Source organism: Njordella aestuarii, assembly GCF_056494165.1.
This window is the reverse complement of the sequence record NZ_CM151397.1, coordinates 4,408,243-4,421,167: the sequence shown is the minus strand read 5'-3', so window position 1 is coordinate 4,421,167 and position 12,925 is coordinate 4,408,243. Positions and strand designations below refer to the sequence as shown.

The 12,925-nt window shown below is 51.9% G+C and carries 14 protein-coding genes; 8 read left to right on the top strand and 6 right to left on the bottom strand.

From position 1 onward, the window contains the following. Nucleotides 1-56: 56 nt before the first annotated feature. Nucleotides 57-641 (bottom strand): PepSY-associated TM helix domain-containing protein, encoded by a 585-nt coding sequence (locus SH451x_RS17495; protein WP_479362917.1) that lies wholly within the window; start codon nucleotides 639-641, stop codon nucleotides 57-59. Nucleotides 642-740: 99 nt separating this feature from the next. Continuing rightward, on the bottom strand, nucleotides 741-2,261 hold the full coding sequence (locus tag SH451x_RS17490; RefSeq protein ID WP_479358279.1) for a DUF2271 domain-containing protein: 1,521 nt from the start codon (nucleotides 2,259-2,261) through the stop codon (nucleotides 741-743). 722 nt (nucleotides 2,262-2,983) lie between these two features. Between SH451x_RS17490 and SH451x_RS17485 the strand changes: the two genes are divergently transcribed. Together SH451x_RS17485 and SH451x_RS17480 are read left to right on the top strand one after the other, a co-directional pair. Beyond that, complete coding sequence (locus SH451x_RS17485; protein WP_479358278.1) at nucleotides 2,984-4,108, top strand: recombinase zinc beta ribbon domain-containing protein; 1,125 nt, start codon at nucleotides 2,984-2,986, stop codon at nucleotides 4,106-4,108. Then, nucleotides 4,087-4,506, top strand: coding sequence for a hypothetical protein (locus SH451x_RS17480; RefSeq protein ID WP_479358277.1), 420 nt, complete (start codon nucleotides 4,087-4,089; stop codon nucleotides 4,504-4,506). The genes SH451x_RS17485 and SH451x_RS17480 overlap by 22 nt, the downstream gene beginning before the upstream one ends. 198 nt (nucleotides 4,507-4,704) lie before the next feature. Here SH451x_RS17480 and SH451x_RS17475 read toward each other — a convergent pair whose 3' ends face one another. Beyond that, nucleotides 4,705-5,250 (bottom strand): AlkZ-related protein, encoded by a 546-nt coding sequence (locus SH451x_RS17475; protein ID WP_479358276.1) that lies wholly within the window; start codon nucleotides 5,248-5,250, stop codon nucleotides 4,705-4,707. A gap of 156 nt (nucleotides 5,251-5,406) precedes the next feature. Between SH451x_RS17475 and SH451x_RS17470 the strand changes: the two genes are divergently transcribed. From SH451x_RS17470 to SH451x_RS17460, 3 genes are read left to right on the top strand one after another with little or no spacing between them, the layout of a single operon-like run. Continuing rightward, nucleotides 5,407-5,823 (top strand): hypothetical protein, encoded by a 417-nt coding sequence (locus SH451x_RS17470; protein ID WP_479358275.1) that lies wholly within the window; start codon nucleotides 5,407-5,409, stop codon nucleotides 5,821-5,823. Nucleotides 5,824-5,840: 17 nt separating this feature from the next. Continuing rightward, a complete protein-coding gene (locus tag SH451x_RS17465; RefSeq protein WP_479358274.1) occupies nucleotides 5,841-6,770 on the top strand; it encodes a nucleotidyltransferase domain-containing protein in 930 nt (309 codons plus the stop codon). Next, nucleotides 6,767-7,540, top strand: coding sequence for a nucleotidyltransferase domain-containing protein (locus SH451x_RS17460; protein ID WP_479358273.1), 774 nt, complete (start codon nucleotides 6,767-6,769; stop codon nucleotides 7,538-7,540). Before SH451x_RS17465 ends, SH451x_RS17460 begins: the two co-directional genes overlap by 4 nt. A 32-nt stretch (nucleotides 7,541-7,572) precedes the next feature. Here SH451x_RS17460 and SH451x_RS17455 read toward each other — a convergent pair whose 3' ends face one another. Continuing rightward, on the bottom strand, nucleotides 7,573-9,216 hold the full coding sequence (locus SH451x_RS17455) for a sigma-70 family RNA polymerase sigma factor (protein ID WP_479358272.1): 1,644 nt from the start codon (nucleotides 9,214-9,216) through the stop codon (nucleotides 7,573-7,575). On the opposite strand from SH451x_RS17455, the gene SH451x_RS17450 reads away from it, so the two are divergent. Together SH451x_RS17450 and SH451x_RS17445 are read left to right on the top strand one after the other, a co-directional pair. Beyond that, nucleotides 9,109-9,366, top strand: a complete 258-nt coding sequence (locus SH451x_RS17450) for a ferredoxin family protein (protein ID WP_479358271.1) — start codon at nucleotides 9,109-9,111, stop codon at nucleotides 9,364-9,366. The two genes, SH451x_RS17455 and SH451x_RS17450, sit on opposite strands and share 108 nt — an antisense overlap. 14 nt (nucleotides 9,367-9,380) lie before the next feature. Continuing rightward, entirely contained in the window at nucleotides 9,381-9,782 is a 402-nt protein-coding gene (locus SH451x_RS17445) for a ribosomal maturation YjgA family protein (protein WP_479358270.1), read from the top strand. On the opposite strand, the gene SH451x_RS17440 is transcribed toward SH451x_RS17445, so the two are convergent. Both SH451x_RS17440 and SH451x_RS17435 read right to left on the bottom strand, forming a co-directional pair. Then, complete coding sequence (locus SH451x_RS17440) at nucleotides 9,779-10,801, bottom strand: nucleotidyl transferase AbiEii/AbiGii toxin family protein (RefSeq protein WP_479358269.1); 1,023 nt, start codon at nucleotides 10,799-10,801, stop codon at nucleotides 9,779-9,781. The two genes, SH451x_RS17445 and SH451x_RS17440, sit on opposite strands and share 4 nt — an antisense overlap. After that, nucleotides 10,798-11,442: a DUF6088 family protein gene (locus SH451x_RS17435; protein WP_479358268.1), complete on the bottom strand. Its 645-nt coding sequence runs from the start codon at nucleotides 11,440-11,442 to the stop codon at nucleotides 10,798-10,800. The genes SH451x_RS17440 and SH451x_RS17435 overlap by 4 nt, the downstream gene beginning before the upstream one ends. A 366-nt stretch (nucleotides 11,443-11,808) precedes the next feature. On the opposite strand from SH451x_RS17435, the gene SH451x_RS17430 reads away from it, so the two are divergent. Next, the gene (locus SH451x_RS17430) at nucleotides 11,809-12,924 is read left to right on the top strand and encodes a ligand-binding sensor domain-containing protein (RefSeq protein ID WP_479358267.1); all 1,116 of its coding nucleotides are present in this window, start codon (nucleotides 11,809-11,811) and stop codon (nucleotides 12,922-12,924) included. Nucleotide 12,925: the final 1 nt, after the last annotated feature.

The following is a 12,925-nucleotide window of genomic DNA, read 5'->3' as shown; positions in this document are numbered from 1 at the left end:
AACCCTCCAACCAATGGTCGCAAGGTATAGCGACACTGTGTTGTTTAATTTACTTGTTATGGCACAAAGAGTAACCATGCCATTATGAATAAGATTGTCCCAAATACAGAGACTAGGATACCGGATGCTCGTCGTTTCTTGAGATAGAACAATAATCCAAATCCGGACAATGACATCGCCACCATGACGACAGCGGATATGTCGATGACCCATGACCAAGAATCGCCGCTATCACGACCTTTGTGCAGGTCATTCATGACGGCGACGAACCCCGACGACACCTCGGCTACTGTGTATTCTCCAGATGATCGATCAATAAAAACATCCGCAGAATAGCCGGGAGACTTGAATACCACCATGCAATCGACGTCATTGACTTCGAACTCGGAAACTCGACCATGCAAACGATGAGTCGCTCGTAGATGTTCGGCTATCTCGAGCTGATTGACTGATTTTGTGGTTATTAGGCCTTCTGGCAATTGTCCTTCGGCATCTTTAAAACGTTGATCTCCAGCGCCAAGCCAAGTTGGATGATTCAATGTGATTCCTGAGACAGCAAAAAACAACAGAGAAGCAAAACTCAACATCGATAAGTAAATATGAAACCAGCGAAATGCGGATGCGCTTCGTCGATAAAGCATCGTCCTGCCCGCAGGCTTCGGTGATGACTTTTTTGGCGCCGCGCCCTTTTGGGTAAGTTCCGACGTACATTCCAATTCAACTGTGCTGGCCATCTGCGATTACTTTACCTCGGAATCTTTCGCTGGCACGAAACTTATTTTCGCACGTGAAACCTCAGTATTGCCTTCCAACTCAGTTGGTTCAATTGGCGTCGTGCCCCATTCAAACTCATGACGAATCAGTTGATAGGTTCCGTGCTCACGAGCGATTTCCAGGCACAAAATATATTTTCCCGGTTTCAATGGTTTACCTGCGTTGTCTGTTCCATCGAAATGAGCCTCATACTCTCCAGGCCCACGCGTTGCGCTCGAAATTGTTCCGATCAGCTCTGTTTTCTCTGCGACCTTCCTCAAGCGATCGTTGCGATACCAACGAGTCAAATCGCGGTGCCATCGAGGACCTGGCTGTTCCGTCTGCATCCACAGGATCGCAGTTTTGACGGGAAAACTCTCAGCATCTTCCAACCAAACTGCAACATATGGACGGCGATACCGACGACCTTCCGCCTTGCTGATTGTAAATCCCACATGCAAACCGGGCTTTGGAACATCGGAATCTTCCAAGACAAGCTGCTCAACTGCTGGTTTTAAAGCACCGCTACCCTGAGTAGGCCAATCCTGAGATGCGAGTTGCTTTCCCTCCTGTGTCACGATGAAACAGGAAACGTTCGGCCGCGCTTCGGTCCACGCAAGTCCTGCTTCGGCACCCAGTACCGAAATCGCCGTGGCCATTGCATCTGCTTCCATAGCAGTTGGTGCAATCACAGTAACACTTATCAATTCTGTTACAGGTAAGCCAGTTCGCGGATCGATCAAATGCGATACCTTCTTTCCACTGTTGTCCAAGAAACGGCGATATCCGCCACTAGTGGCGACGGCTACAGGTTCTTCCGCGGTCCAGGATAAAAGTGGTTGCGAGTTTTCATCTGATTCTCGAGGATTCGTAATACTGATCAATTGAGGTAATGCACCGATGACTCGCAAGTCACCACCAATGTTCACCATGAAGCCGTCGGTCCTGTCGGACTTTGCGACAATCTCGCAAAGTCTATCCATGATATAGCCTTTTGCGATTGCATCGAGTGTGATGGGTAGTCCATCAACGCGTTTAGCTTGGCGGCTATTCAAATCTAGGTCGTAAGGTCGACCGGTCAGTTGTGCTGACAACTGCTGCCGTTCCGCGTCACTAGGAAAGCGGTTCTCTGCTTGGCAATGGGCCCAAAGGTCCGACACAGCTAACGCCCGCACATCAAAAGCGCCGTGAGTTTCTGTACGATATGTTTCACTTGCGGCGAGAACATCCAACAACTCCTGAGAGACGGTCGTTATTTCATTCTTTTGCCAACGCATCAACTCACTGTCGGCTTGATAACGGCTTAAGATGTTGTTGAGACGATCAGTTTCGTTTAATACAAGGGCCTCTATTTGAGCTGCCGTGGCTGCATTGTCCGTAGAAACGGCAAGCTCCATTGAAGTACCTAGAACATGTTCATGATAGAAGAGGAAGGTTTCAGTGGCATCGACGATTGAAACACAGGCCGTTACGCTGGCCGCTATACTCAAGATCGCGCGTATGATCATTGATGATACTTTGTTGGAGTTTATTGAAGTTATTGCCTGGTTTTATCAGCCAAGAGCCGTTCGCCACCGGTCATGGTGGAGCCAACCCCTAGCGTATGCTAATGTAAATTCGTGGACCAAAGCCATTTGCGGGAAGTGGAGTGCGTTAAGAGCCGTCGGTAATTCACACAACTGGATCGGCAACGCTCTGAGTGGCTTCACGAGTTCATCCAAGAACGGGTCGAAATATAGATGTTAAACAACTGAGTGTTGCCCCCTGATTTGGCAGTAGTTTTTCTAATACTAGTCTACGAACGAAATTAATAGTTCCCATCAGCTAGTTGCCATTCGGTTTACAACACCGCCGGAAATAATTCGAAATAGAGCAAATCGGTCAAATAGAATCGTCCGGATCAAGTTGCGTGATGATAGCCGGACCTTATTCAACAACTGGGAATCCAAACCAGGTAATATGGAAACGTATTTTCAGAGCCAAATCACGGTCTGAGCGGTTTCAAAGACTCGACCCGCCCTCGCCAGCGAACATTCTGAACCCTTCCGTTCTGTTAACCAGCCTGCGGCCGTTGATCAAAGAGTTCGAGAGATTCGGCTAACCTGGCTGGGGTAGGGGTCAGGAAACGAGCGACTCTGGACATCGAGCTAGCGGGAAGCGACGCACGGTCATCCTGCTTTCGTTTGCACAGTTTGAACGCGAGATCATCAGCGAACGAACTCGCGACAAGATGTCGGCCGCAAGACGCAAGGGCAAGTACATCGGTGGCCGGCCGCTCTTGGGTTACGACGTCGATCGAGCGACCAAGAAGCTGATCGTCAACGAGCTGGAAGCAGAGCGAGTCCGTCAGATCTTCGATCTCTACCTTGAATGCGAGGGACTCATTGGGACTATCGAAGCCATCCAGGCCCGAGGTTGGCGAGCCAAGAGTTGGGTCACCAAATCTGGCAAGCAAGTTGGCGGTGGTCAGTTCTACAAAACCACGCTGCACGCTTTGTTGACCAACCCGATCTACCTCGGCAAAGTCAGCTATCGCGACGAGATGTACGAAGGTGAGCACCGAGCCATCGTTGATCCTGAGGTGTTTGCGGCGGTGAAGAAGAAGCTCAATGCCAACCGTGTCAGCTTGGGCGACCGCATTCACGGCAAGTCACCCGGCGTGCTCGCTGGCTTGCTGCGTTGCTCAGCCTGCGATTCCATGATGACGCATTCGACCAGCGGTGGCAGCGGACGTGGCAGCAAACGCTATCGCTATTACGTTTGCAACAAAGCAAAGAAACGCGGCCACAAGACTTGCCCCAGGCCATCATTGCCGGCGGAAGAGGTCGAACGCTTTGTGGTGGCACAGCTGCAAACACTGACCATCGACGAAGACCTACTCAACGAAACCAGCCTTCGCGTTAGCCGAACCATTAACGACAAAGGCGATACGCTTCGGAAAGAGTTGTCTCTACTGAACGAAAGCTTGGTCAACCTCGAGCGAGCAATTGACGCCATTTCGATTCCCACAGGCGATGGTGCACGCGAAGTCAAACGTCTCGACTCACTTGCATCGCTCACCGAGCAACAAACTCGCGACCTGCGCCGTCGCAACGACTTACAAGAGCAGCTCGCGAAGATCCAAGCCAGCACTCCCGATCGAAAGACGATTCGTAAGGCTATCAAGAATCTCGAAGGCCTATGGGAGCATCTCACGATGGGCGAACGAAGCCGACTGATGTCTCAGTTGGTAGCACGCATCGACCACGATCCAAACGACAGCACCTTGTCCATCACGCTTAGCCCGCTCGGGCTGAAGTCATTCGCTGACGAAACCACGAAAGAACGTGAATCATGCAAGAGCCAATCACAGTAAAATCCCTCAGCAAAATACCTTTCCAAACGACTACAGGCGGACATGGGCGAAAGCAAATTGGAGCATCCAAGCCCAAGAAGTCCAGCACACCGGTCAAGCTTCCTCACATCACCAAGCTGATGGCGTTGGCCATTCGACTCGAACATCTCCTCGCAACCGGCCAAGTCAAAGACCAAGCCGAGATCGCCCGCACCGCCGGCATCACCCGTGCCCGCGTAACGCAGATCATCAACCTCACCCAGCTTGCCCCTGACATCCAAGAAGCGATCCTCAACCTTGAACCCACCACCGACCACGTCCCCCGCTTCCGAGAACGCGAAGTGCGCACAATTGCGATCGTCCCAAACTGGGAGAAGCAACGAGTGCTTTGGAAACGTCTCGTCAAGCGATATTCGTGATCGAGGAATAGGAATACAAACGCCTCAGTCGTTCATCACTTTACGCAGCAAATCCGTAACGCCGATTTGCTTAGCCCATCGCTCCATGTAGACTCGGTCCAACACATCTACAGAAATAAGTTGGATTCCACGAGCGTCAGTCATCGGCACGCGGTGCACGCAAGGATTTGTTCGTTCCCCTTCGACTGGCTCGCTCGATCAGTTGCTCTCGTACTGATTGACCAAGTCTAAGTGCAGCTCTCGCATGGTCAGCCAAAAATCATTCTTCAGTGACGGTTCGTTGGAGCGGACAATGTTAAGACTGACTTGTAGTTTCTTGAGCGCGGATTCAAACTGGCTCTTCGTACACCCCAATTCTTCAATAGCTCGCTTTCGCAGTGTCCCCGTAAATGCAGGCTCCAAGCGGATGAACTCATAGACTTGCTGAGCAAGTTCATCCAATTTGCGTATGGGCGTAAATGCGACTGGGTAATGCCTTTTGCGAAAGTATTGCATTTCCATAAGCACCGCATCACCACCTTTGATTTTTCCGTAATAGACCAATTCAGGGTAGGTCTGCGGAATGCGGGTTTTCCAATCCCAGACAGCCATCACTTTCGGGCTCCAACCACCCGACTTCGGTTTCTTTTCAGAGAGCGCCGTATTGTTCCACAGCGATGGATGCGGCGACCCTTTGCTACCAAATACCGTGCAAACTTTGTTGTCAATGACGAACTGAAAGGCCTCTTCGAATGTCTTGATCATCTTCATTCACGTTCGTCTGGGCTAAAGAGTTTATTTGCGTTATCACCAAAGGCAGGTATCCACATACGACGGTAGGCTTCCAGTTGATGGTAATCGATGTTTTGAATGCTGCTCATGCTTGTCTCCATCGTCAAGCTACTCGATGCAGTTTAATCGATGCTGACTTGTCCCGCTAAGTTTCTCGACAAGCGTCCGATCGTGATTGTGTTGGCCGGTTCCAACAACGCAGGCCAGTTGACCTTTTACGAGAGCTTTGTTGCAGATTCTAGACTGCGATTTGTCAACGCGGAAATGTTGGCGGTAGCATTAGGTGTGAGCGCGTACGAGGCAGCCGGTTTGGCTTCGTCATTGCGATCCGAGCAATCGATCCAGCGTGTTACGATGCGTTTGAGCCAAGGCGGACACGACGTTCCTGACGAAAAACTCTGTGCAAGATTTTCGCGAACTAAGGCGAACTTGAAACGAGCCATTGAGCGTCTGCCTTACGTTATCGTTTATAGTAACAGCGACCTTACCCATCCTTTCAAGCTCGTTGAATTGTATGAGAACGGGAAAAGAATCTCAAAACTGTAAACGGAGCAAGAGGCATCGTGACGGAACCACTGATCTATTCTGTCGGCACGCAAGTTGTCGTACAAAAGGACACCTACCTCGTCAATCAGCGTGTCGCGCATCCGGCTGGTTCTGTCGGCGTGGTGGTGCGATCACCAGTCGATCGCACGCATGCCTATCGCGTGAAGTTCAATGACGGCTTTGAAGCCGCTGTACATCATGATCAGTTAATCCGCTTGTCTGAGTTCAAACGCCAGCACATCGGTGGAAGCTATGATGCCTCGCTAATCGACCTGAACGAGCGAATCATCTACCGCTGCGTGATCGGCTCAAGGGCTTACGGCTTGGAAGATGATCAGTCCGACACCGATCGCCGCGGTATCTACCTGCCGCCCGCTGAATTGCATTGGTCGCTGTACGGCGTACCCGAGCAGTTGGAGAACGAAGAGACTCAAGAAGCCTACTGGGAACTGCAAAAGTTCATAGTGCTCGCCCTAAAGGCGAACCCCAATGTGCTGGAGTGTCTCTATTCTCCGATAGTTGAGTTTGCGACACCATTAGCGGAGGAACTCCTCGGAATGCGACAAGCGTTTTTGTCAAAGCTGGTGTTTCAAACCTATTCCGGATACGTCGCCTCACAATTCAAGAAGATGCAGACCGACATTCGCAATCAGGGGCGAGTTAAATGGAAGCATGTGATGCACCTGATTCGTCTATTGATTTCAGGAATCGATGTTCTGCGTGAAGGCAAAGTGACCGTTGAAGTCGGCGAAGCACGCGACCAGCTGCTGGCGATTAAACGAGGCGAGGTTCCCTTTGCGGAAGCCGATGCCTGGCGTAAGCGTTTGCAGGTCGAGTTTGAAAGTGCTTACAAGCAGACGTCGCTGCCCGATCGCCCTGACTACGAGAGAGTCAACACGTTCTTAATCCACGCAAGAAGGCTGGCGATGCAGCTGGAGCTACCATGATTGATTATGAAAAAATGATGACGCATGTGAAGTCGCATCCATTTCCACTCGTGTTCGCGACAATCAGTGGTGCCCACCTGTATGGTTTTCCGTCCCCCGATTCAGACTTCGATCTTCGAGGCACGCATGTGTTGCCATTGAAGACAGTCGTCAGCTTGGATGAAGGCGAGCAAACGATTGAAAAGGAAGGGATCTACGATGGCCTAGAGATTGACTTGGTCACCCATGATGTCGCAAAGTTCATAGGCTTGATGCTGAAACGCAACGGCTATGTGCTTGAGCAGCTCTTATCGCCATTGGTCGTATTCACAACCTCCGAACATGAAGAGCTAAAGGCAATTGCAGTCGACTGCATTACACGGCACCACGCACATCACTATCTTGGTTTTGCGGCGACACAGTGGCGACTCTTCGAAAAGGAATCGCCTCCAAAAGTGAAGCCGTTGCTTTATACATTTCGCGTGCTGCTGACGGGCAGCCATTTGATGAAGACCGGCGAGGTTCAAGCAAACTTGTGCATGCTCAACGAGTCTGCCAAGTTGAAGTACCTCGATGAGTTGATCCATCGCAAGCAAACTGGAGCAGAGAAAGGCGTCTTGGAAGCTGCAGACATGGACTTTTATCGTGCCGAATACGAGCGATTGACCAAAGAGTTGGAACGAACCTATGAGGAATCGCATTTGCCAGAGATGCCAACCGGCAGAGCGGCACTCAGTGACCTGTTGGTTCGATTGCGTTTGAAGGATGCTCGCGTGGACTTACTGGATTAAATGTCAGCTCAGCCACAAGACTCTAACTTGGGCTATGAGCCTGAAAGTATTTTGATCAACACACCAGCAGACTGAGGCCTGTTGTTTACGGGTTTCTTCAAAGCCAAGGCGGCAACTGCGGCCAGTTTTGAATTGGCAGAAAGCATAACAGATCCAGGGAGTCGCACGTCGTAATCAGCGACGGTGTCGAGTACCGAGTTCACGTCATGAGGACTGCGACCGGTTAGCAGATAGAAAGCGATTCCTCCGATGGCATAGATGTCGGTAGCGAAACTGATCGCTCCGAAGGCAGGAGAGATCTGCTCGGGGGCGGCAAAACCAAGCGTTCCACCAGGTGATGCGATCGACTCAAATGCAGCATCGCCTGTTTTTGGTTTTCGCGAGTACGAGGCAAAACCGAAATCGGTAACGACGATTCGTCCGTTGTGATCAAGCAGAATGTTGTTAGGGGTTAAATCACCGTGCACGACTCCCGCTCGATGTGCGGTTGCAACGGCATCGCAAATTTGAGCCAGCCATTGCACTGCGGTCGCCGAGTCGCTTAGTTGAACTTCGGTGAGAGGCTGGCCATCGACGTATTCGCAGACAAGATAAGGCCCACCGTGTGGCGATTGTCCCCAGCCGAGATACTTTACAACGCCGCTGTGGTTGATCTTCGAAGCGTGGTCGATCTCTCGCAGAAACGAGAGTCTGCTAGCTGGGTCGGTCCATAAATGTCGGTGCATGAACTTCACAGCGACGACCTGACCATCTGTCTGCAATCTCGCGCGATAGACTTTTCCGAGTGCCCCGGTGCCAACGAGTTTCCCAAGCACAAACTGTCGGTAACTGATGTTGGGAAGATTGATCGTCTCAACGGTCGAATCTGGTAGGATGCCATTTTGTTTATCGATACTAGCGAGTTGCCCATTGAGAATGTCTTGCATCGCTTTGACGCGCCGGCGGACAGTCCGTTCGTCCACTCCCAACTGTTCCGCGATTTCCCTTTGAGTCGCATTCTCCAGCAGAAGTTCGAGAAGTTGCGATTGATCCGTATTCAGCAATGAATGGATCTCAGCCAACAATTCATTGGCTTCAGTTGCGGAAGGACTTGTTCTTAGAACGGGTTCAACATCATCGAGCGACACTCGAGTTTGTCCACCACCGCGTTTGGCTGCGGTCTCGCGTTCCAATGCCCTCGCCAGTTTTCGGCGAACGAATGTCGCCAGGATGTTCCATGCAGACGCCGTACTTTCGAGCTTGATGGACGGGTTGGCACCTGCTCTTGTGACTCGGAAGAAACTGCCCATGGCAGATTGGACCACATCTTCAGGAGCAATGCTGTCGCGATATTTCCGATTGAGTCGAGACGCAACCAACGCAATCAAACGGACTTCGTACCGAGCCAGAAGTACACGTGCAGCGTCCTGTGAACCTGAATGCCACAGACTGACCAATTCATGGCTAGCTCGATTCGTCAGACTCGAATCTGAGAATTTTTGAAATTCGCTGTCCGCTTTGTTGTCCAGTTTCTCACCTCCACCGGTACCCGCTTTGTTTCCAACAATTCTAACCGGAGGAACCCGATTATGACGATGGTCGTGACTGAACCGTGCAAAGGCTGCAAAGATAAAGCTTGCCTGAAGGTTTGCCCATGCGATTGCTTCTACGAAGACGCCGACATGGTCTACATCCACCCAGATGAATGCGTCGACTGTGAAGCCTGTATTCCTGAGTGCCCCGTCGAAGCTATTTTCTACGAAGACAATGTGCCGACGCCGTGGCTGCATTACATTGAATTGAATGCCAAGCGTTCAAAGGAATGTCCTCCCGCTCAACCGAAATAGAAAGAGCCTACTGATTGATTCGCACTCGATTCGTTTACCTCCTCGCCGCCATAGTTGTCGTTATTGCAGGCTTGGCATCACGCAGATACCGAGGGCAGCTTCCCGCATTCGTGGCTGAGTACGCCGGCGATACGCTGTGGGCGCTGATGGTGTTTTTGCTGGTTAGCACGTTGCTGGTTGGTCGACCGATCCTGGTACGGGCTGCGATCTCGCTAGCTCTCACTTTCCTGGTGGAGATCAGCCAGCTCTACCACGCTCCTTGGATCGACGCGATCCGCCAGACCACGCTGGGAGGACTGGTGCTGGGTTTCGGATTTCTGTGGACGGATCTCGTTTGCTACTCGGTCGGCGTGATGATCGGTGTCGTCGCTGAATTGGAAAGCGTCGGTAGATGGAATGCTTCCAACAAGAGTTAGCCATCCTGTCGTGCGGTACTGTTGATTCTCGATTCGAGCTTGGCTAACGTCGTCAGGATATCGTCGAAGCTTGCTGGCTCCGAGAGATACATATCGCGCATCGCTTGGTAATCCTGCCTCAGCGAAGAAAGCCTTGCAGGCGGCGGGACAAGACGGAATGATCCTGATACCGCCTCGTCGTACCTTGCCCATGAACTGCCAAAGAATCGGCTCTTCCAATGCGCGACCCTACTACGCAATTCGTTGTCGCCTACGGCTTTGATCGCATCGGCGTGTGTTGCTAGAGCGGCCGTATCGGCGTAGTGACGCGAGAATCGGTCTGGTGTGGGCTTGTCAGCGGGACGATGGTACTCCGTGTGAAGTATGGTGGCTTTTTCCCAAAAGGTCCGCTGCACCTCCAGTGCAACAACTTCGCATTTCCAGTCAGCAAACGCTTCGGGAAGCACGTCTGCGATCCAAGGCATCACCGGATGACGGCCGGTCGGCTGTTGGTCGGTCAGCGAGCCAAATTCCAGCTTGACAGAGCGTTTGAGATAGGCGAGTCCATCTGGCTGCGTCGAAGGGTAATGAAAGAGCAGCACCGGCGAATGGGTAGCAGGATCAGTGAGAAATTCGAACCACGCTTGGCCGCGATCGCCGAGGGCTTCAATGGTGGCCGCTTCCAGTAATGGTGCGATGAGGTTTTGTACGGCCTGACCGCAAGCCGCCTCGGCCTTTGCCATCCATTTGTTCGCCTGAGTGCGGCTCGTACCGGCCTCGGGCAAGTTCAGGAATTGCGGCGAAAGCGACAGGTCGATGTCTTCGGAGAAGCGGTCGATGACACCAAAGACCTTCGATAGCGATGTTCCGCCTTTGAAGACGAGGTCGGCCGCGAATTCTGATTCGAAGAGAATGCCCAGCAGCCAGCAGACCCAGAAATCCTTTTCCATGATCACCGGGGATAGGCTTCTTCGGATTGCCGCCTGCTCGATGTAAAGGCGACGTTCGTCATCGGGAAGTGACAGGAATTCGAGCTTCATGCTTCCTCCCCGGCGAGTTCCCGGAAGATCGGATGCATCCATGCCGGTGCGAGACGGATGTCCTTGAGCAACTCCTTTCGATCACTGGACGGGATGGTGCGCTTGAGGTGAGCGATTCGTACAGGCGTCACATGAGCCTGGCCCAGTTCGCGCAGGGCTTGGATCAGCAGGCCGCTCAACCGCCCAGCCGTTTCCATATTCTTTGGCGTCGTCCTGCGAAGCTGGATCGTGGTCGGGCCGACCTTGACCGTCCTGGCCGGACCGTCGGTCAGGAACACGATCTTCGCTGGCACCTGTTCGGACAAGCCAAGGGTGTTCGCCGCGTATGCTCCTGCGGGCTGAAGCCTAGTTCTGTCACGTCCGGCCAGTGCTCGGGCGATCGCCTCGGCGGACGGTTCCAGGGGGCCAAGGACCGGGTGTTCCTTTGGGAAATCATAGATTCCGCGGGCCAATCGCCGAATAGCACCGTGCCTGACTAGTCGATGAAGCGCAACGTCAACCGCCTCGCGGCTGCCGATTCCGAGGAAGTCAACCGGGACAAAGACCGAACCGCGTCCTTGCTTTTGGATCGCTGCAAGGATCTTGGAATCAATGGCTAATGGTGATTTCTTTCTGCCGCTCATGTAAGAAATAATACCCACTATTTCTTACAGAATCAAGCCGTCACTCGGCGTTGCTATTCGCGCACTTCCACGAAACGCTTCTTACAGTCCAAGCCAAGTACACACTCGGTCCTCGTCAAGCACGCACGTATGCTCACGCTTGGCGGGCTGGTGCTGGAGTTCGGTTTTCTGTGGACGGATCTCGTTTGCTACTCGGCCGGCGTAATGTTCGGTGTCATCGCTGAATTGATGATCGTCGCTAAAATGGGAGTTTCTAGCGAGGCTTAACCGTGCAATCGAAATCCGTTCTAATCCAGGCGAATCGTCAATCCGCTGGGCTCGTTGTTCCGTCTGCAGGCACTGTTAACCATGCGCTTTGGCTGTAACAACACGGACAGATCTACAATGAAAATCGCGTTTGCCCTTTCCTTCTTCATTTGCTCCGTACTCTTCAACTGGGTTGGGCAGCAAGTGGTCTTGACGGATGAGCCGTTTGGCGTTGCAGGCGAGAACAAAACTTCGGAAGTCGATCGACTCAAATTCACCGTGGGAGTACGCGCAATCTTCCAAGACAGTAGAGGCCACTACTGGTTTGGAAGTCATGGTGAAGGTCTATGTCGATACGATGGAGAAGTTTTCGAATACTTCACCACCAAAGATGGACTGGCCGACGATCAGATTCTCACTATTCAAGAAGATACCAAGGGCGCAATCTGGGTTGATACTCAGCGCGGTGTTAGCCGCTATGCTGGAGACGCGTTCGTGTCCTTCCCTGAAACGCAGCCGCCTTCCGCATTCAAATCAACTCTTGCATTGCCAGACAATTTGCTTGAGCCATGGCGGAAATCGGATGCTGACTTGTGGTTCAGTGCTGGAACTCGTGAAGGCGTTTTTCGATACGATGGCCAACAAATCCGCTACTTGCCTTTTCCAAACCCCAGGACTTCGGTCACAGGGAATACTTACGCTGTGACTGGATTCTCGCCAGGAAAAAGCAATGTGCTATGGATTAGCACTTACGCAGGTGTTTTTGGGTACAACGGAGACAACCTAACGATCATCAATGATGAAACGCTCGGATATTCGGAACCTGATGATCGAATTCATGTGCGGAGCGTTCTTGAAGACAGCCAAGGCAGGTTGTGGATTGGCAATAATGGAATTGGCGTATTGCTGAAAGAAGGCGACACCATCGTCAATTTTTCCAAAGAGCACGGGAAGTTGTTGCCCATGGAAACCTTCGAATCAAACACTTTGGCCAAGCGATTCTCCGCGAATACGGGACTCCAATCTGTTTTTGCTCTGGCCGAAGACTGCCACGGAAACATCTGGTTTGGCGATAGAGACACCGGAGCATGGCGATACGATGGAAAGGCTCTCGTCAATTTTGCGATCGATGAAGAACTGGCTTCTCAGATGATTTTGGATATCTATGAAGACCAGAACCAGAATCTACTGTTCGCGATGGCACAGGGCGGTGTTTACCAATTCAACGGCAGCACATTCGAAAGAAGATTTTGAA

Bases quoted from the DNA above. Each gene is read 5' to 3' on its own strand.
- SH451x_RS17495 (WP_479362917.1), bottom strand. From the start codon at position 641: ATGCTTTATCGACGAAGCGCATCCGCATTTCGCTGGTTTCATATTTAC.
- SH451x_RS17490 (WP_479358279.1), bottom strand. From the start codon at position 2,261: ATGATCATACGCGCGATCTTGAGTATAGCGGCCAGCGTAACGGCCTGT.
- SH451x_RS17485 (WP_479358278.1), top strand. From the start codon at position 2,984: ATGTCGGCCGCAAGACGCAAGGGCAAGTACATCGGTGGCCGGCCGCTC.
- SH451x_RS17480 (WP_479358277.1), top strand. From the start codon at position 4,087: ATGCAAGAGCCAATCACAGTAAAATCCCTCAGCAAAATACCTTTCCAA.
- SH451x_RS17475 (WP_479358276.1), bottom strand. From the start codon at position 5,250: ATGATCAAGACATTCGAAGAGGCCTTTCAGTTCGTCATTGACAACAAA.
- SH451x_RS17470 (WP_479358275.1), top strand. From the start codon at position 5,407: ATGCTGACTTGTCCCGCTAAGTTTCTCGACAAGCGTCCGATCGTGATT.
- SH451x_RS17460 (WP_479358273.1), top strand. From the start codon at position 6,767: ATGATTGATTATGAAAAAATGATGACGCATGTGAAGTCGCATCCATTT.
- SH451x_RS17450 (WP_479358271.1), top strand. From the start codon at position 9,109: ATGACGATGGTCGTGACTGAACCGTGCAAAGGCTGCAAAGATAAAGCT.
- SH451x_RS17440 (WP_479358269.1), bottom strand. From the start codon at position 10,801: ATGAAGCTCGAATTCCTGTCACTTCCCGATGACGAACGTCGCCTTTAC.
- SH451x_RS17430 (WP_479358267.1), top strand. From the start codon at position 11,809: ATGAAAATCGCGTTTGCCCTTTCCTTCTTCATTTGCTCCGTACTCTTC.